Genomic DNA, 19,014 nt, shown 5'->3' on the forward strand with positions numbered 1-19,014 from the left:
GGACTCAGTTGCGACTGGCCCGGCGTGCCTTGAAAAACTCGCTCAACACCGCGCCGCATTCCTCGGCCAGCACCCCGCCCTCGACCAATACCCGGTGGTTGAGAAAGCCCTGGCTGAAGAACTGCCCCTGGCTCTGTACGATGCCCGCCTTGGGCTCCAGCGCGCCGTATACCACTCGGGCGATGCGCGAATGCACGATCAGCCCGGCGCACATGCTGCACGGCTCCAGGGTCACGTAGAGGGTGCTGCCGGGCAGGCGATAGTTGTCGAGCGCCTGGGCCGCGGCGCGGATCGCGACCATTTCCGCGTGGGCGCTGGGATCGCTGCCGCTGATCGGGCAGTTGAAACCTCGGCCGATGATTTCCCCGTCCTGCACCAGCACCGCGCCCACCGGCACCTCGCCCAGGGCCGCGCCCTGGGCGGCCAGGGCCAGGGCTTCACGCATGAAGTCCTGGTCGCGGCTGCGATCGATGATCCGGGCGGGGCGAATCTGCCGCATCAGGCCACCTCGATGGCGGCCATCAGGCCGGTTTCCATGTGGTCGATCACATGGCAATGGAACATCCACACCCCCGGGTTATCCGCCACCAGCGCCACCCGGGCACGCTCGTTCTTGCCCAGCAGGTAGGTGTCGGTGAAGTACGGGGTGATCTTCTTGCGGTTCGAGGCGATGACCTTGAAGCTCATGCCGTGCAAGTGGATCGGGTGCTGGTACTGAGTCATGTTCTTCAATTCGAAAATGTAGCTCTGGCCCTTCTTGAGCGTGGCGATCGGGCGGTCGGCGCAGGTCTTGTCGGTGATGTCCCAGGCCTTGCCGTTGATCTGCCAGAGGCTCGGTGGCTTGCCATTGTCCACGTTCACCGAGACCGAGCCAACCCACTCGAAGTTGAAGTTGAGCTTCTCGGCGTTATCCAGGTCCGGCTCGGCGATCGGGTTGGCCGGCAACGCCGGCGGCCACTCGGTCGGCGCATCGCTGTTGGCCACCGAACGCAAGGTGCCCAGGCGCACCGGGCCGTTGCGCAACGACAGTTCTTCACCGGCCGGCGGTGCCTTGATCGCCAGGCAGATGCGCATGCCCGGCCCCAGCCAGTACTCCTTGCCCAGCGGCCGCGGCTCGATGGGGTTGCCGTCCAGGGCGTAGATTTGCGCTTCGACACCCGGAATGTTGATGCGGTAGGTCAGGGTGTTGTCGAGGTTGAGCAGGCGCACGCGGGTGATCTGCCCGGCCGGGATCTCCACCACCGCCTGGGACACGCCATTGATGGTCGACAGGCGCCCCGCCGTGCCGCCACGCGCCGCCTCGCGGGGAATGCTGAAAGGCACGAAGGCGCCGGCTTCATCCACATGCCAGCTTTTCAGGCTCAGGGTACGTTCGTACTTGAAGCCGGTGGGTTCGCGCTCTTCGATGATCAGCGGGCCAACCAGGCCGCGACCCAGTTCTTCGCTGCTGTTGACGTGGGGGTGGTACCAGTAGCTGCCGGCATCCGGCACGCGGAACTTGTAGTCGAAGTATTCGCCCGGCATCACCGGCAATTGCGAGACGTAAGGCACGCCGTCCATTTCCAGCGGCAGGCGGATGCCATGCCAGTGGATGGTGGTGGCCACCGGCAGGTGGTTGATGAAGCGCACCCGCAGCCACTCGCCCTGGCGCACCCGCAGCTCGGTACCCGGCGCGGACGGGCCGAAGGCCCAGGCTTCGGTCTTGTGGCCCGGCACCAGTTCCACGTCCAGCGGTGCGGCGATCAGTTGATAATCGTGGCCCGCCTCGGCGTCGGCCATCTTGCCCAGCCAGTAACGCGCCGCGCCGCCGGCGCCCACGCCAACCACTGCAAGACCGGCCAGACCACCGAGTATCTGTCGACGGGTAAAGGACATGGACTCAACTACCTCACGTATCCGCGGCGGGCCGGGGCCCGCAAAAGGCGAATACGATACACCCGCAGTTGAGAAACAGTAAGGCCGGCGCGGCGACCGGCCGCAGGCGTAACCGCCCCTGTAGCCGCTGCCGAGCTTGCGAGGCTGCGTACGGGCGCGAAGCGCCCGCCAAGGCATCCAACGTGGTGGCTCAGGTGCAACGCATTGCCTGGGTTGCGGACGCTTCGCATCCGTACGCAGCCTCGCAGGCTCGGCAGCGGCTACGTCGGAGATAGGCCGACGAGCAGATGCACCACGCCGCCGACCAGCGCCATCACCCCGGGCACGCCGGCGCTACGCAAGGCTGTGGCATCGAGCAAGGTCGGGTCATGCAATTCCACCCGCACCCGGGTCAGGGCCACGCGCTGCCGGGTCTTGAGGTTGTTGGCGCCGCCCAGCGCCGCAATCACGGCCTCGTCCAGGGCGGCGTCGTCCTTGACCGGGGTCGTCGCTTTCGGCTGGTCGGGCACCAGGTCCGGGGTCAGGGCCTTCCAGAACGCCCGCTGCAATTTCTCGAACATGTTCAGTTCTCCAGAACCGGTGAAGGGGCCAGCGTCGATTGCCGATGCTGGTGCAAGGCGTCACGCACCTGCTCGGCGCTTTCCAGGCCGAGAATGCGCCCGGCGAGGGCCTGGCACTGGCTCAGCTCGACCTCGCGCACGCCGGCCTTGATCGCCGGAATCAGCGGCACGCTGACCGACAGCTCATCCACGCCCAGCCCCAGCAACAGCGGCACCGCCAGGGTTTCCGAAGCCAGCGCCCCGCACACGCCGACCCACTTGCCATGGGCATGGGCGGCCTTGACCGTGGAGGCGATCAGGCGCAGCACCGCCGGGTGGAAACTGTCGGCCTGGCTGGCCAGGCGCGGATGATCGCGGTCCATGGCCAGGGTGTACTGGGTCAGGTCGTTGGTGCCGATGGAGAAGAAGTCCACCTCCGGCGCGAACAGGTCGGCCAGCAGCGCCGCCGACGGCACTTCGATCATGATCCCCAGCTTTGGCAACTCCTTGAACCCCAGGGCCAGGGCTTCGTCCTCCAGCATCTGCCGTGCCTGCCGCAACTCCGCCAGCTGGGTGACCATCGGCAGCATGATGTGCAGGCGGGCCAGCCCGGCGCTGGCGAGGATCGCCCGGAACTGTTCGCGCAACAGCTGCGGGCGCTCCAGGCACAGGCGGATCCCGCGCATGCCGAGGAAGGGGTTGGCTTCAGGCTCCATCGGCACATAGGCCAGCGGTTTGTCGCCGCCGACATCCAGGGTCCGCACCACCAGATTGCGCTCCGGCCCCAGGGCCCGGGCGATGGCGCTGTAGGTCGCGGCCTGCTCCTCGTGGCTCGGGGCGACGCCGCGGTCCTGGTAAAGAAATTCCGAACGCAACAGGCCGACGCCCTCCCCGCCCAGGTCCATGGCCTGCTCGGCCTCGGCCAGCGAGGCGACGTTGGCCGTCACCTCGAAGTGATGGCCGTCGCGGGTCACCGCGGCCTGGGCCGACTGCTCCAGCTCCTGGCGCTGGCGCTGCTGTTGCTGCTGACGTCGTGCCTGCAACTGCGCGATCACCGCCGGCGCAGGCTCCAGGTGCAATTCGCCCTGGTCGGCATCCAGCAGCACCGGTGTGCCGCTGGCCAACGCCAGCACCTGTACCGGCAGGCCGCAGATCGCCGGCAACCCCAGGGCCCGGGCCAGAATCGCCACATGGCTGGTGGCCCCGCCGCCGACCGTGGCGAACCCCAGCACCTTGTGGGTATCGAGGCTGGCGGTCTGGGACGGGGTGAGCTGCTCGGCAATCAGGATCGCCTGCTCCGGCAGGGCCCAGGCGCTGTCCTGCACACCCAGCAGCAACTTGAGCACCCGCTGGCCGACATCCATCAGGTCCAGGGCGCGCTCGGCCAGCAACGGACTGCCTGACCCCTTGAACAGCTCGGCGGTGGCTTCGGTGGCGCGGTTCCAGGCGAATGCCGCGCTTTTGCCGTCGCTGATCAGGGCCTGGGCCTGCTCCAGCAGGCTCGGGTCTTCCAGCAGTTCCTGGTGAGCCTTGAAGATCTCGCCCTGGGCTGCACTGGCGGCCTTGTCCCGCAGGACTTGCAGGGCCGCGTTGGCCTGCGCCAGCGCCCGTTCCAGCTGCCCGCGCTGCGCGGCCTGATCGCTGGCGAACTCGACGACCTCAAGCTTCTGCTCGGCCACCTGCACCACTTGCCCGAAGGCCGAGCCCGTCGAGGCGCAGACGCCCCGCAGCAACTTGCCCACTGGCGTCGCAACCGCCGCCACAGGTTCGGCGGCGATCACCGCGGTCACCGCCTCGCCACAACCACTCGCCAGCAACTCGGCTAGGGTCTTGATCGCCCTCTCGGCATCCTCACCCGCCGCGCTGACTTGCAGGGCATCGCCCTGCGCGGTCTGCAACGCCATGATCGCCACCAGGGACTTGGCGTTGGCGCTGGCCTGCTGCTTGTGCAGGCAGATGCTCGCCTTGAAGCCCTTGGCCGCCTGGGCGAACACCGCCGCCGGGCGCGCATGCAGGCCATTGGGATTGGGCAGCGTCACCGGTTTGGAAAACCGCGCCTCGCCCTCTTCCTCGGGCTCCGCGCTTGGCGCAGGCGCGCCCAGGCTCAGCTGCAACAACGGCTGGCCGCTGTCCACCAACGCGCGGTCCGCGGTCAGCCAGGTGAACGGCTCGCCGCTGACCACCAGCATCAGCGTCAGCAGGCTGCGGGCATGCACGGCGATGTAGTCGGCATCGAACTCGATCAGCGGTTGCCCAGCCTCGACCCGCTGGCCCTCCTGCACCAGGCGGCTAAAACCCTTGCCCGCCAGCTTCACCGTGTCCAGGCCGATGTGCATCAGCAGCTGCACCCCGTTGTCGTCGGTGATGCTCACCGCATGGCCACTGTCCTGCACATTGCTGACCACACCGGCCAGCGGCGCGCGCAGGGTCTGCGAGGTCGGGTCGATGCACAGGCCGTCACCGATGACCCGGCTGCTGAACACCGGGTCCGGCACTTGCTCCAGGGGCATCAGCAGCCCGGACAGCGGCGCGAGCAGTTGCAATTGTTGGGTTGTAGCCATGACTTCACCTGCTGTTTGTTCTTGTAAGTGCCGATGGAGCGCGAGCCCCGACAGCATCGCTTATTTCCACCAGTACTCGACTTGCAATCCGACGTTCGCGCCATGCCTGGCGGTGCCGAAGGCGCCGGTATCGGACAGCGCCGACCCCGCCGCCAGCTCATTGGCCGCGCGCTTGGCGGCCTGGTTCCAACTGGCATAGGTGTAGTACAGACGCACCTCGGGGCGCGCCCAGAATTCCGGACCCTTGGGCGACCAGGTCGGGGCGAAGGTGAACTTGCTGAGCTTGCGCGTGCCGCCGGGGGCCTCGACCTGATCGTGGCCCAGCTCGGTGACCAGCTTGAACTGCTCGCTGATCGCATAGGCCGGGCGGATGCCCAGGGAGATCCAGTTCTGGTCGTTGCCGTCGGGGCGGATGTCTTTCTGATAGATCGCCTCGACCTGCCCGCCAAACCGCGGGGTCAATTGCCAGTCGAAGAACTCCACCAGGCGGTAGCTCTTGTTGCTGTCGTCCAGTTGCACATTGCCGGTGTAACCCAGCCCGGTGCCCGGGCCTTCGCCGTACTGCAACGCCAGTTTGTTCTTGCCGCCGAGGAAGTCCTTTTGCACATGCTGGGCGGTGATCGCCCAACCCCGATGGGCGTCGCGACTGTCGGGCTTGTCGATGTAGCTCAGGCCCAGTTCCAGCTCGCCGCCGGGGTTGGTCTTGAAACCGGCGACATTGAAGTCGTGCCGGTTGATGTAGTCCTTCTGGTACAGGTTGTCCTTGCGCGAGAAGGCGTAGCTGTATTTCAGATCGCCGATCAGCACGTCCTCGATACCGCCGCCAGTGGCGCTCTGGTTCCAGTAGTAGAAGTCGGAGATATGGATGTCGTTGCGCTTGTAGTAACGCCGGCCGGCCCACAGCGAGCCGCCATTGAGGCTGGGCATGTTCGACCATTGGGCATACATCTGCGGCATGCGCGCCGAGCCGTTGTCGCCCTGGAAGGTCAGGCTGCGGTCGTACTGGTTATACAGCGACGCCATGGCATCGACACTGAGCACCGAGCCGTCGTCCAGGGTGTACAGGTCCTGGCGCAGCTCCAGCTCGGCGTACTGTTCGCATTCGTTGCCCAGGCGGTATTTGGACTGGGCGCCGGGCAACTGGAAACAGGATTGCGAGCTGCTGTTGACCGAGGTCCCGAGGCCGCTACGCAAGTAACCGGCGAACTCCAGGGCCTGGGCCGGGAACGGCAAGGCCAGGCAGACGCAAGAGGCTGCGAGACCGCGATTTATTGTTGTTTTCATAAGCCACCCCATTATTTTTATTCTGTGTGTGCCCCGCAGGCGCCGCCCTACCGGCGAGCGAAAGCTCGCGGTGTACCGGGCACGCCGCGCTCATGCGGGGAAGGTTGTCAGCGGTCGATCAGGTGCAGGACAAAGGACTCGTAAGGCCGCAGGAACAGCTGGCGACTGCGGGTTTGATGGTCTGCGTAGTTACTGATGACCAGGCGCTGCTCCATGCGCTCGGTCATCACTCCCTCCGGCAACTGCACTTCACAGGCGCTGCCGTAGAAATTGTTCACCACCAGCAGGCGCTCGCCCTGGCCCTCGCGCAGATAGGCCCAGACCTGCGGGTGCTCGGCCAGCATCTGGCGATATTCGCCGTCCTGGATCAGCGGCTCGCGACGACGCAGAGCAATCAGCTGGCGATAGTGGTGCAACACCGAATCCGGGTCTTCGAGCTGCTGCTCGACATTGATTTGCGCGGCATTGGCCGGCACGCCGATCCAGGGCTCGACGCTGCTGAAACCGGCATGGGCCTCGGTATTCCATTGCATCGGCGTGCGCCCGTTGTCCCGGGACTTCTGCATGATCGCCGCCATGTTGTCCGCCTCGCTGTCGCCGGTTTCGCGCTTGAGGCGGTAGATGTTCAGGGTCTCGACATCGCGGTATTGGTCGATGTGGGTAAAGCCAGGGTTGGTCATGCCCAGCTCTTCGCCCTGGTACACGAACGGCGTGCCCTGGAGGAAGTGCAGCGCAGTGGCGAGCATCTTCGCCGAGACCACCCGGTACTCGCCGTCGTCGCCGAAACGCGACACCACCCGTGGCTGGTCGTGGTTACACCAGAACAGCGCATTCCAGCCGCCACCGGCCTGCATGCCGCTCTGCCACTCGGAGAGAATGCGCTTGAGCTGGAGGAAGTCGAAATCGGCGCGGATCCACTTCTGCAGGTTCGGGTAGTCGACCTTCAGGTGGTGGAAGTTGAAGGTCATCGACAGCTCTTTCGACTCGGGCTGCGAGTAACGAATGCAGTGCTCGAGGCTGGTGGAAGACATCTCGCCGACGTTGATCAGGTCAAAGCCCTCGAAGACCTCGCGATGCATCTGCTGCAGGTACGGGTGCACGTTCGGGCCGTCGGTATAGAAGCGCCGGCCATCGCTGGCGTCTTCAGGGAAATCCGCCGGCTTGGAGATCAGGTTGATCACATCCAGGCGAAAGCCGCCCACGCCCTTGTCGCGCCAGAAACGCATCATCTTGAACACTTCGGCGCGCACCTGGGGGTTGTCCCAGTTGAGGTCCGCCTGGGTATGGTCGAACAGGTGCAGGTAGTACTGGCCGGTCTGCGCTTCGTATTCCCAGGCGGAACCGCCGAACTTGGACTCCCAGTTGTTCGGCTGGTCGCGCCAGATGTAGAAGTCGCGATACGGGTTGTCGAGGCTGCTGCGCGCCTGCTGGAACCACTCATGCTCGATAGAGGTGTGGTTGACCACGATGTCCAGCATCAGCTTGATGCCGCGCTTGCCGGCCTCGGCGATCAGCAACTCGCAATCGGCCATGGTCCCGTAGCTCGGGTCGATGGCGTAGTAGTCGCTGATGTCGTAGCCGTTGTCGCGCTGGGGCGAGCGCAGGAACGGGGTGAGCCACAGGCAATCGACACCCAGCCAGTGCAGGTAGTCGAGCTTGTCGACCACCCCCAGCAGGTCGCCGGTGGCCTGGCCGCTGTGGCTGTAGAAACTCTTCGGGTAGATCTGGTAGATCACCGAACGCTGCCAGTCTTGCATGGCGGGCTCCTTCAATGGGTTGGGTACAGGCCTTGAGGGCCTCATCGCGAGCAAGCTCGCTCCTACAGAGGAATATGCGGTCATGTAGGAGCAAGCTTGCTCGCGATGCGATTTATCAAGCGACGCGATACCCCGGCCGGATGATCTTCATGCTCAAGCCGCAGGTCAGCACGAACGGCACCACCAGGGCGACGACCATGCCGACCACGAACATCGGGATGTACTGGGGAATGATCGAGATGAATCCCGGCAGCCCGCCGACGCCGATGGCCGAGGCCTGGACCTTGTTCAGCGAGAGGAAAATGCAGCCCAGCGCCGAGCCGATCAGCGCGGCGTAGAACGGGAACTTGTAGCGCAGGTTGACCCCGAACATGGCCGGCTCGGTGATGCCGAAATAGGCGGAGATCGCCGAGGTCGAGGCCATGCTGCGGTCCCGCGCGTTGCGGCTCATGCTGAACACCGCCAGTGCCGCGCTGCCCTGGGCCAGGTTGGACATGACGATCATCGGCCAGATGAAGGTGCCGCCCTGGGTCGAGATCAGTTGCAGGTCCACGGCGAGGAACATGTGGTGCATGCCGGTGATCACCAGCGGCGCGTAGAGCAGGCCGAAAATCGCCCCGCCGACCATTGGCGCCAGTTCGAACAGGGTGACCACGCCTTCGGTGATCAGGATCCCCAGGTGCCGGGTCACCGGGCCGATCACCGCCAGTGCCAGCACGCCGGTGACCACGATGGTGGTGATGGGCACGACCAGCAGGGTGATCGCATTCGGCACCCGCGCCCGCAGCCATTTCTCGATGACGCTCATGACATAGGCCGCGAGCAGGATCGGCAGGATCTGCCCCTGATAGCCGACCTTCTCGATCTGGAACAGGCCGAAGATGTCGAAGTACGGCAGGCTCTGGCCCTCCAGCCCGGCCACGGCCTTGCCGTAGTTCCAGGCATTGAGCAGGTCGGGGTGCACCAGCATCAGGCCCAGCACGATGCCGAGAATTTCGCTGCCGCCAAAGCGCTTGGCCGCCGACCAGCCCACCAATGCCGGCAGGAATACGAAGGAGGTGTTGGCCATCAGGTTGATCAGGCTCCACACGCCATCCAGGGTCGGATAGGCCTCGAGCAGGGTCCGGCCTTCGATGAACATGCCCTTGGCGCCGATCAGGTTGTTCACCCCCATCAGCAGGCCGGCAATGATCAGCGCCGGCAGGATCGGCATGAAGACATCGGAAAACACCCGCACCAGACGCTGCATGGCGTTGGTCTTGTCGGCGCCCTTCTGCTTGACGTCGGCGATGGTGGAAGCGGCCAGTCCGGTGAGTTGGCGCAACGCGGCATAGACCTTTTCGACCTCGCCGGGGCCAATGACCACCTGGAACAGGCCACCGGTGAAAAACGAGCCCTTGACCAGATCGATCTGGTTCAGCGTCGCGCTGTCCACCCGGCTCGGGTCCTTGAGCGCCAGGCGCAGGCGGGTGACGCAATGCGCGGCTTGTTCGAGGTTGTCGGCGCCACCGAGGCTGTGCAGCAACTCGCTGGCGATCGTGGAGTAATCGTGGCTCATGCTTGTTCTTCCGCTTTGGTTTTTTGTTATTGGCAGCACGCCGAAGCGAAAAATACTCGTCTGTACGAGTTAAAGCAACAACTCGTACAGACGAGTTTGCCGGCATCGCTCCGAAACCCGGGTCGCAGGGAGTTTCTGCTGCGCAAAAACGGCTCTAGATCCACACTCTCCGGCAGAGCGCGCCATGCGCGACAGAAAATTCTTAAACTGCTGTAAGGTGTTTCATTGCCATTTCGACACCCGCAGTCAGGCGTTCGACCCACTCGCCTCAAATAGACAAATCCGCTCACGGCCCTTAAGGTTCCCGCCTTGAGCGCAGACGGCACAGAGCCATCCCATGAGTAAATACAACCAGATCTACAGCGATCTGCTTGCCAGCATCACCACCGAGCGCCTGGAACGCGGCGCTCGTCTGCCTTCCGAAACCGAGTTGATGGACAGCTACCAGGCCAGCCGCGGCACTGTGCGAAAGGCCATAGAGCAGCTGCAGGAGCGCGGCTTCGCCCAGAAGATCCATGGCAAGGGCACTTTTGTGCTGTCGCCGCACCCGATCGAGTTCCAGCTGGGCGGCATTGTCAGCTTCCAGGAAACCTATCCGCGCCTGGGCAACGACGTCAGCACCGAGGTGGTGGAGTTCACCCAGTTTCCCCTCGAAGGCGCGTTGCGCGAACACCTGCAGGCCGAGGAAGGCAGCCTGATTACCCGCATCAAGCGGGTGCGGCGTATCGATGGCAAACGGGTGATTCTCGACATCAACCACTTCGTCGCCGAGTTGATCCCGGGGCTGGACCGGCAGATTGCCGAGCACTCGATCTACGCCTACATCGAACAGACCCTGCAATTGCAGATCAGCTACGCCCAGCGGACCATCGAGGCCACCCCGCGCACCCGGGATGACCAGCAGCACCTGGACCTGGAGGGCCAGAGCCACGTGATAGTGGTCAGCAACCAGACCTTCCTGCAGGACGGCCGGCAGTTCGAGTACACCGAATCACGCCATACCCTGGACAAGTTCTACTTCTCGGACGTCGCCCGACGCTGACCACCGCGGCAGGCCCGCTCAGCCCAGCAGCGCCACCAGCTCGGCGCTCGGGGTGCCGACCCGCCGGGCCTCCTTGGCGACGTTCACGGATTGCGCGACCCGCGCCACCTCTATCACCGGATGCTGCAACTGGTAACCGCCCCGGGCCTCCAGCCAGCTCAGCACTTCCGCCAGATGCCAGAGCGAGGCACTGCCCTCGTGGATCGCCAGGGGGAAACTGCCGGCATGGTTGAGCATCAACTTGCGCATGTTCTGCCGGGAGACCCCGACGATGTCGGCAATCTCGCTCAGGCCGACGAAATCCGGGCTGGCCTCTACCAGCCGCGCATCCGGAATGATCCGCTTGATATCGCCCAGGGCACTGAGCAGCGCCGCCTCACCGCTTTCGGCCTCGCGGCTGAACTCCAGCGCCAGGCGCCCCGCCAGCCCGGTACCGACCAGCGCATCGGTACAGCCCCCCGCGCCGAGGCGCTCCACCAGCACGTCCGGGTCGCAGTCGTGGGCGGGCAGCAGGTAGTTGAGGGTAAACAGGTATTCCATGGTCATGACTCCCGACGAGGTTGCGGGACTTTCCCGCCGCGCAGCTGATTCAGCGTGCAGTTGTCGATTACCCGGCACAGCGCCCGGGCATGCTGGAGGGGATTTTTCGGCGTGCTCCACACACTGGTGATGCAGAACTCGCCGCAACGACACACCTCGCTGTTGTAAGGGCAGTAGATCTTGCCCCAGGCATGACTACCGCCGACTTCGACGCGCCAGCCCTGCCATTCGGCGTAACGCAGCGCCATTTCAATGTCTTTCTTGGGATGAGGTGTGCGAGCCATCCATGGCCTCCAGTCTCGTCAACAATGAATTGGTTGTCAACTGACAACCACAAATATTCTGAACACCTGCGCCGGAGTCGCCAGAGGCCGCCGCTGGGAGTTCGATGAATGTCTGTCGAGGGTACACAGGCCAGGCGGGCGACGATGTGCCCATGTCTTTCCTGGTATTGCGGGAGGGCTGGAAAACGGGCTTTTTAAAGACCCTGAAACACAAATGGCGATCGACACCCGAAGGTCTCGATCGCCATTGCTGTTGCCTGAACGATCAGTTGCCGATCACTCGGCCGGGATCATTCCCACTCGATGGTGGCTGGCGGCTTGCTCGACACGTCGTAGGTGACGCGGGAGATGCCTTCGATCTCGTTGATGATCCGGCCGCTGACGGTTTCCAGCAGCTCGTAAGGCAGGTGCGCCCAACGCGCGGTCATGAAGTCGATGGTTTCCACGGCACGCAGGGCCACGACCCAGGCGTAACGACGGCCGTCACCGACCACGCCCACCGATTTCACCGGCTGGAACACCACGAACGCCTGGCTGACCTTGTGGTACCAGTCGGCCTTGCGCAGCTCTTCGATGAAGATGTGGTCGGCGCGACGCAGCAGGTCGGCGTATTCCTTCTTCACTTCGCCGAGGATGCGCACGCCCAGGCCCGGGCCCGGGAACGGGTGACGGTAGACCATGTCGTACGGCAGGCCCAGCTCCAGCCCCAGACGACGGACTTCGTCCTTGAACAGTTCGCGCAGTGGCTCGACCAGCTTGAGGTTCATTTCTTCCGGCAGGCCGCCCACGTTGTGGTGCGACTTGATCACGTGGGCCTTGCCGCTCTTGGCGCCAGCCGACTCGATCACGTCCGGGTAGATGGTGCCCTGGGCCAGGAACTTGATGTTGTCCAGCTTGCAGGATTCGGCATCGAACACGTCGATGAAGGTACGGCCGATGATCTTGCGCTTCTTCTCCGGGTCGGCTTCGCCGGCCAGGTTGTTGAGGAACTGCTCCTCGGCGTTGGCGCGGATCACCTTGACGCCCATGTTCTCGGCGAACATGGCCATCACTTGCTCGCCTTCGTGCAGGCGCAGCAGGCCGTTGTCGACGAAAACGCAGGTCAGCTGGTCGCCGATGGCCTTGTGCAGCAGGGCCGCGACCACCGAGGAGTCGACGCCGCCGGACAGGCCCAGCAGCACGTTGTCGGTGCCGACCTGGGCACGCACCTGGGCGATGGCGTCTTCAGCGATTTTCGATGGGGTCCACAGGGCTTCGCAGCCGCAGATGTCGAGGATGAAGCGCGACAGGATGCGACCGCCCTGCTTGGTGTGGGTCACTTCCGGGTGGAACTGCACGCCGTAGTAGCGCAGGTCGTCGTTGAACATACCGGCGATCGGGCAGCTCGGGGTGCTGGCCAGGATGTGGAAGTCTTGCGGCATCTTGGTGACCTTGTCACCGTGGCTCATCCATACGTCGAGGCCGAACAGGCCGTCGGCGTCGACGTGGTCTTCGATGCCGTCCAGCAGGCGGCTCTTGCCGACCACATCGACGCGGGCATAACCGAATTCACGCAGTTCGGAACCCTCGACCTTGCCGCCCATTTGCTCGGCCATGGTCTGCATGCCGTAGCAGATACCGAAGACCGGCACGCCCAGGTCGAACACCGCTTGCGGGCAACGCGGGCTGTTGGCTTCGTGCACGGACTCGGGGCCGCCGGCGAGAATGACGCCTTTGGGAGCGAATTCGCGAATCGCTTCGTCATCCATGTCGAACGGATGCAGTTCGCAGTACACGCCGATTTCACGCACGCGACGGGCGATCAATTGGGTGTACTGAGAACCGAAATCGAGGATCAGGATGCGGTGGGCGTGAATGTCGAGGGCCATGATTCAGTCTCGTCTAGGTAATTCGAAAACAGTTGTGATTCAGAAACGACTCGGGGCTGAATAAAACAGCCCCGGTCATTTAACGTTTTGCTTGAAGCATCAACCTACGCGGTAGTTTGGCGCTTCCTTGGTGATCTGCACGTCATGGACGTGGGACTCAGCCATGCCGGCGCCAGTGATGCGTACGAACTCTGGCTTGGTGCGCATTTCTTCGATGTTGGCACTACCGGTGTAGCCCATGGAAGAACGCAGGCCACCCATCAGTTGATGGATGATCGCGGTCAGGGTGCCCTTGTAGGGAACACGGCCTTCGATGCCTTCCGGAACCAGCTTCTCGGCACCCGCGGAGGAGTCCTGGAAGTAACGGTCGGAAGAGCCCTGGGCCTGGGACATGGCGCCCAACGAACCCATGCCGCGGTAAGCCTTGTACGAACGACCCTGGAACAGTTCGATTTCGCCTGGCGCTTCTTCGGTACCGGCGAACATCGAGCCCATCATCACGCAGGAAGCACCAGCGACGATGGCCTTGGACAGGTCACCGGAGAAGCGGATGCCGCCGTCGGCGATCAATGGAACGCCGGTGCCTTCAAGGGCCGCGGCGACATTGGCGATGGCGCTGATTTGCGGTACGCCGACACCGGCGACGATACGGGTGGTGCAGATCGAGCCAGGGCCGATACCGACCTTGACCGCGTCGGCGCCAGCTGCGGCCAGGGCCTTGGCTGCGGCACCGGTGGCGATGTTGCCGCCGATCACCTGCACTTGCGGGTAGTTTTCCTTGACCCAGCGAACGCGGTCGATCACGCCCTTGGAGTGACCGTGGGCGGTGTCGACCACCACCACGTCCACACCGGCATTGACCAGGGCGGCAACGCGGTCACCGGTGTCTTTACCGGTACCGACGGCAGCACCTACGCGCAGACGGCCTTGATCGTCCTTGCTGGCCAGCGGGTAAGCCTTGGCTTTTTCGATGTCGTTGACGGTCATCATGCCTTTGAGGGCGAACTTGTCGTCGACGATCAGCACGCGCTCGATGCGGTGTTTGTGCAGCAGCTCGCGCACGTCGTTCTTGTCGGCGCCTTCCTTGACCGTGACCAGACGCTCTTTAGGCGTCATCACTTCACGGACGCTGGCGTCCAGGCGGTTTTCGAAACGCACGTCACGGGACGTGACGATGCCGACCAGGTCGCCATCGTGCAGTACCGGAACGCCGGAAATATTGTGCATGCGGGTCAGTTCGAACAGGTCGCGCACCGTGGCGTCAGCCTCGATGGTGATCGGGTCTTTGACGACGCCGGCTTCGAACTTCTTGACCTTGCGGACTTCGGCAGCTTGCTGCTCGATGGTCATGTTCTTGTGGATGATGCCGATGCCACCTTCCTGAGCCATGGCGATTGCCAGACGGGCTTCAGTGACGGTGTCCATTGCGGCGGAAACCAGTGGAATATTCAGCTCGATGCCACGGGTAAGACGGGTCTTGAGACTGACTTCGTTAGGAAGCACCTCGGAATAACCGGGCACTAGGAGAATGTCGTCGAAGGTCAGAGCTTCTTGGCTGATACGCAGCATCGCGGGGGCTCCCGAGCGGGAAAATGGAAGCGCGCCATTATACTCAGACACCTACCCGGGCTCAATGTAAAAGTCTGTCTATTATCAACGGGGTGATGGATGGGGAATTTGCCAGAACACAGCATCTGTTTCGCGAGCAGACATGGCACCTGCCGATGATGAATTCACCACCCGGAACCGGCTGCCGAAATCGCCTTACAACTCCACCTTCACCCAGCTCACCGGCTGATCCAGCCATTCGGCGAACTCGTCGAGAAAACTCTGCTTGAACCCGGCTTCGGCCCAGTTGTTGAAGATGAAGCCGAGGTTGGAAAACCCGCACTCCTGCAAGAACAGAAAGCCATTGATGTCATCTTCATGCCCGCACTCGGGGCAGGTGAAGTTATCGGTGCGCCCGGGCATCCAGTCCTCCAGGCTCTCGAACAGCGCCTCCCCCACTTCCTGGCGGCATTCGGCGCAACCCGCTTCCTCGAGAAACCCCTTGGCCGGGGTATAGATGCAGCGCTTGGTAATGATTTCCAGGCCGTTGACCGGTTCACCGAAGGGCAAGGCCTCCGGGTGCAGCACCACATCCCGCGCGCCAGGGGCGATCGCATGCGCCATACGATTGCCGGTACGGCCACAGGTGCTCAAGGCTTCCTCGACGATGTTCTTGCGCACCAACCAACGCACGATCGCCCGGGCGCGGGGTTCGTGAACCGGCATGGTGGAGATTTTCGGGACGATGATGCTTTGCGAGTTCATGGATGGGGCCTGAAGCGTCTGAAGGGAAGTCTGCGTCGCCTGCTCGAACAGTACCGCCAGCAAACCGATACCTACCAATAAGTGTAGAAGTCGACATACCGGGTAGATCCGAGGGCCCGCAGCTTAATCCCTGAACCCCACAGGTCAAGTGCTCAGGTAACGACCGATCAGGGCCATGCCGCTGGCCAGCACCAGCCAGGTCACCAGCCGGACGAACGCCTCGCGGGACAATCTCATGGTCAGCCGCCGGCCAATCCACAGGCCCAGGGCCATGGCCGGCAACAAGCACAGCGCCAGCACCAATAAAGGCAGTTGCGCATAAACGCCGGCAATGGCGAACAGGCTCAGGCGCACCACCGTGCTGCAACTGATCAATGCACTCTGGGTAGCCCGTGCCGCATCCTTGGGCAGGCGGCTGTTCAGATAGATCGCATATAAAAAGCCGCCGCTGCCGAACAGCGCGCCGAACGTTCCACCCACGGTCCCCATGGGAATCGCCCAGCCCGCCGCCAGCGCCTTGGGCCTTGCCTTGACCCAAAGGCTGTACGCCGCATAAGCGCTGATAAACAGCCCCATCAACAGCAGCAACACATCGGACTTGAGGTTGAGCAGGAAGATCACCCCCAGGGTGCAGCCCAGCGCCATGCACGGCAGCAAGCGCAACAGCTCGGAACGATCTACATCCCGCCGCGACGGCAGGAGATTGCCGAAGGCCGCGACAAAATCCAGCAGCACCAGCAGTGGGACTATCTTCGACAGCGGCATGAACAGGATCAGCACCGGCCCCGCCACCAGCGCCGTGCCGAACCCGGCGATGCCAAACACGATATAGGCCAGGGCGATCCCCAGGCCGATCGCCAACCAGCCACTCGTCCCCCACGACCACTGCCCCAACAACTCGACCATGCTCATCGATTCGCCTTCCTTCTTTAATCAAGGAATGACTTTAGCCAGCCACAAGCCTTGCGACTAATATCATCAAAGCCATCCACCCATCTCAAAAAGGCATGACGCGTGATTTCAACCCGCCAACTGCGCTACTTCGTGGAAATCGCCGACAGCGGCAGTTTCAGCGCCGCCGCCGAACGCCTGTTTATTGCCCAGTCCGCCCTCAGCCGGCAGATCAGGGAACTGGAAACCCACCTCAAGACCCCGCTGTTCGAGCGCACCGCGCGCCTGCCCAGGCTGACGGCGGCGGGCGAAGCGTTCTACCCGCGCGCCCGCAACCTGCTCGATGAGCTGAACAAGGCCAGCGAACTGGCGACCCAGGTCGGCCAGGGGCAGCTGGGAACATTGCGCCTGAGCCACTCCAGCACCGTGTCCATGAGCGGCCGCCTGCTGCGGGCCATCAGCGGTTACCTGGAGCAGTGCCCGGGGGCCTCGATGGACATCGCCACCCTGTCTTCCGAAGCGCAGTTGGAAGAAGTCGCCGAAGGCCGGCTGGATATCGGCCTGCTGCGACTGCCGGTACTGCGCCAGCGCGAGGGCGTGCGGATCACGCCACTGTTCAGCGAACGCCTGCTGCTGGCCGTGCCGCCGGGCCACCCTCTGGCAGCAGATCCTCCCAAGCAGGGCGTGGATCTGGCGCAACTGCGCAACGAAGCCTTTATCTCCATTCCCCATCCGCAGCGTGGCGGCCTGAGTTACCTGTCGGCCGAGCTGTGCATGCGCCAGGGCTTTTTCCCCAAGGCGGCACGGGTACTGTCGCGCAAGACCACGCAGCTGCAACTGATCCAGGCTGGATTCGGCATCGCCCTGCTGCCCGAGTCGATGCGTGACATCGCGCCCGCCAGCCTGCACTTCCTGCCCTTGGCGGACCCGGCCTGCCAGAGCACGGTCGCCCTCGCCTGTCGGCAAGATCCGACACCTTTGGTCAAGCAGTTCATCGAACACTTCCACAACGCTCTCACGCCTTAACCGCCGAAGGCGTATTCGAGGCCGGCAAAGGCATCGTCTCCTTTTGTTTCGATCCATGGAGATTGTTTGCCGAATGCCTTTAAACTGCGCCCCATGATTAAAGATCCCTTTGCAAGACTCGGCCTGGACCGCGAAGTCCTGACCGTCAGCCAGCTCAACGGCCGTGCGCGGGTGTTGCTGGAAGACGTGTTCAGCAACATCTGGGTCGAAGGCGAAATTTCCAACCTCGCCCGCCCGGCGTCCGGCCATGTGTATTTCACCCTCAAGGACAGCGGTGCCCAGGTGCGCTGCGCGCTGTTTCGGCAAAATGCCGCGCGGGTGCGCCAGGCGCTGAAGGACGGCCTGGCGGTCAAGGTGCGCGGCAAGGTCTCGCTGTTCGAAGGCCGCGGCGACTACCAGTTGATCCTCGATACGGTCGAACCGGCCGGCGACGGCGCCCTGCGCCTGGCCTTCGATGCGCTGAAGGAAAAGCTCAGCGCCGAAGGCCTGTTCAGCAGCGAACGCAAGGTGCCGCTGCCCGCCCATCCGCAGCGCATCGGCATTATCAGTTCGCCGACCGGCGCGGTGATTCGCGACATCATCAGCGTGTTCCGGCGCCGAGCGCCACAGGTGGCCCTGACCCTGATCCCTACCGCCGTACAAGGCCGCGAGGCGACCGCGCAGATCGTCCGCGCCCTGAAAATGGCCGATGCCCGGGGCTTCGACGCGCTGATCCTGGCCCGTGGCGGTGGCTCCCTGGAAGACCTCTGGTGCTTCAACGAAGAAGCTGTGGCCCGGGCGGTGGATGCCTGTGTCACGCCGATCGTCAGCGCCGTGGGTCATGAAACCGACGTATCGATCAGCGACTTCGTCGCCGACGTGCGCGCACCAACGCCCTCGGCGGCCGCCGAACTGCTCGCGCCGGACTCCAGCGACCTGCAACACCGAGTCGAAAGCCTGCATCGACGCCTGGTGATGCGCATGCGCGATCGGTTGCTGCGTGATCGCCTGCGCCTGGAAGGCATGGCCCGGCGCCTGCGTCACCCAGGTGAGCGCCTGCGCCAGCAAGCGCAGCGCCTGGACGACCTGGACATGCGTATGCGCCGGGCGTTCGAGCGCAGCCTCAATACCCGCCGCGAGCGCCTGATTCGCCTGGAAACCCGGCTCGCCGGCCAACACCCCGGGCGTCAACTGGCGCTGCTGCGGCAACGCCTCGACAGCCTGGCCGAACGCCTGCCACGGGCCATGCGCGAAGGTCTGAAATCCCGGCGCCTGCAACTGCAAAGCCAGATGCAGACCCTGCATGTGGTCAGCCCGCTGGCCACCCTGGGCCGTGGCTACAGCATCCTGCTGGACGAACGCGGCCAGGCCATTCGCAGCGCCGCACAGACCCAGCCGGGCCAGCGCCTCAAAGCCCGGCTCGGCGAAGGCGAACTGCAGGTCCGGGTCGAGGACAATCACCTGACGCCTGTCACCCTTTCTTTACTGGATTGATCC

General features: G+C 63.9%; 16 protein-coding genes. 3 read left to right on the plus strand and 13 right to left on the minus strand.

The annotated features are described in order from the left end of the window. Positions 1–4 precede the first annotated feature (4 nt). The 7 genes from tadA to treP all read right to left on the minus strand — a co-directional run bounded on the left by tadA (position 5) and on the right by treP (position 9,574). A complete protein-coding gene (gene tadA, locus CXQ81_RS26355; RefSeq protein ID WP_007929589.1) occupies positions 5–499 on the minus strand; it encodes a tRNA adenosine(34) deaminase TadA in 495 nt (164 codons plus the stop codon). Continuing rightward, on the minus strand, positions 499–1,875 hold the full coding sequence (locus tag CXQ81_RS26360; RefSeq protein WP_007929587.1) for a multicopper oxidase family protein: 1,377 nt from the start codon (positions 1,873–1,875) through the stop codon (positions 499–501). Before CXQ81_RS26360 ends, tadA begins: the two co-directional genes overlap by 1 nt. Positions 1,876–2,135: 260 nt before the next feature. Further along, positions 2,136–2,435: a PTS transporter subunit EIIB gene (locus CXQ81_RS26365; RefSeq protein WP_101338978.1), complete on the minus strand. Its 300-nt coding sequence runs from the start codon at positions 2,433–2,435 to the stop codon at positions 2,136–2,138. Between the two features lie 2 nt (positions 2,436–2,437). Next, positions 2,438–4,975 carry a phosphoenolpyruvate--protein phosphotransferase gene (ptsP, locus tag CXQ81_RS26370; protein WP_101338979.1) on the minus strand — a complete coding sequence of 846 codons (2,538 nt, stop codon included), beginning with the start codon at positions 4,973–4,975 and terminating at the stop codon, positions 2,438–2,440. A gap of 60 nt (positions 4,976–5,035) precedes the next feature. Next, positions 5,036–6,259, minus strand: a complete 1,224-nt coding sequence (locus tag CXQ81_RS26375; RefSeq protein ID WP_053262495.1) for a carbohydrate porin — start codon at positions 6,257–6,259, stop codon at positions 5,036–5,038. 107 nt (positions 6,260–6,366) lie between these two features. Further along, the gene (treC, locus tag CXQ81_RS26380) at positions 6,367–8,016 is read right to left on the minus strand and encodes an alpha,alpha-phosphotrehalase (protein WP_101338980.1); all 1,650 of its coding nucleotides are present in this window, start codon (positions 8,014–8,016) and stop codon (positions 6,367–6,369) included. A gap of 115 nt (positions 8,017–8,131) precedes the next feature. Beyond that, positions 8,132–9,574 carry a PTS system trehalose-specific EIIBC component gene (gene treP, locus CXQ81_RS26385; RefSeq protein WP_009045423.1) on the minus strand — a complete coding sequence of 481 codons (1,443 nt, stop codon included), beginning with the start codon at positions 9,572–9,574 and terminating at the stop codon, positions 8,132–8,134. A 337-nt stretch (positions 9,575–9,911) separates the two neighbouring features. Here treP and treR point away from each other — a divergent pair, with 337 nt between their 5' ends. Then, positions 9,912–10,616 (plus strand): trehalose operon repressor, encoded by a 705-nt coding sequence (treR, locus tag CXQ81_RS26390; protein ID WP_007929570.1) that lies wholly within the window; start codon positions 9,912–9,914, stop codon positions 10,614–10,616. An 18-nt stretch (positions 10,617–10,634) separates the two neighbouring features. Here treR and CXQ81_RS26395 read toward each other — a convergent pair whose 3' ends face one another. The 6 genes from CXQ81_RS26395 to CXQ81_RS26420 all read right to left on the minus strand — a co-directional run bounded on the left by CXQ81_RS26395 (position 10,635) and on the right by CXQ81_RS26420 (position 16,533). After that, positions 10,635–11,156: an AlpA family transcriptional regulator gene (locus CXQ81_RS26395; protein ID WP_007929565.1), complete on the minus strand. Its 522-nt coding sequence runs from the start codon at positions 11,154–11,156 to the stop codon at positions 10,635–10,637. A gap of 2 nt (positions 11,157–11,158) precedes the next feature. Next, positions 11,159–11,440, minus strand: a complete 282-nt coding sequence (locus tag CXQ81_RS26400; RefSeq protein ID WP_007929564.1) for a hypothetical protein — start codon at positions 11,438–11,440, stop codon at positions 11,159–11,161. Positions 11,441–11,730: 290 nt separating this feature from the next. Beyond that, a complete protein-coding gene (gene guaA / locus CXQ81_RS26405) occupies positions 11,731–13,308 on the minus strand; it encodes a glutamine-hydrolyzing GMP synthase (protein WP_007929562.1) in 1,578 nt (525 codons plus the stop codon). A gap of 99 nt (positions 13,309–13,407) precedes the next feature. After that, positions 13,408–14,877: an IMP dehydrogenase gene (gene guaB, locus CXQ81_RS26410; RefSeq protein WP_007929561.1), complete on the minus strand. Its 1,470-nt coding sequence runs from the start codon at positions 14,875–14,877 to the stop codon at positions 13,408–13,410. A 195-nt stretch (positions 14,878–15,072) separates the two neighbouring features. Further along, positions 15,073–15,621 carry a hypothetical protein gene (locus tag CXQ81_RS26415; RefSeq protein ID WP_007929559.1) on the minus strand — a complete coding sequence of 183 codons (549 nt, stop codon included), beginning with the start codon at positions 15,619–15,621 and terminating at the stop codon, positions 15,073–15,075. A gap of 144 nt (positions 15,622–15,765) precedes the next feature. Then, positions 15,766–16,533 carry a sulfite exporter TauE/SafE family protein gene (locus CXQ81_RS26420; RefSeq protein WP_007929557.1) on the minus strand — a complete coding sequence of 256 codons (768 nt, stop codon included), beginning with the start codon at positions 16,531–16,533 and terminating at the stop codon, positions 15,766–15,768. Between the two features lie 102 nt (positions 16,534–16,635). On the opposite strand from CXQ81_RS26420, the gene CXQ81_RS26425 reads away from it, so the two are divergent. Both CXQ81_RS26425 and xseA read left to right on the plus strand, forming a co-directional pair. Continuing rightward, positions 16,636–17,538 (plus strand): LysR family transcriptional regulator, encoded by a 903-nt coding sequence (locus CXQ81_RS26425; protein WP_101338981.1) that lies wholly within the window; start codon positions 16,636–16,638, stop codon positions 17,536–17,538. A gap of 93 nt (positions 17,539–17,631) precedes the next feature. Next, positions 17,632–19,011 carry an exodeoxyribonuclease VII large subunit gene (gene xseA / locus CXQ81_RS26430; protein ID WP_087090058.1) on the plus strand — a complete coding sequence of 460 codons (1,380 nt, stop codon included), beginning with the start codon at positions 17,632–17,634 and terminating at the stop codon, positions 19,009–19,011. Positions 19,012–19,014: the final 3 nt, after the last annotated feature.

Origin of the sequence: Pseudomonas sp. 09C 129, assembly GCF_002843625.1 — a bacterium.
GTDB classification, from domain to species: Bacteria; Pseudomonadota; Gammaproteobacteria; order Pseudomonadales; family Pseudomonadaceae; genus Aquipseudomonas; species Aquipseudomonas chlororaphis.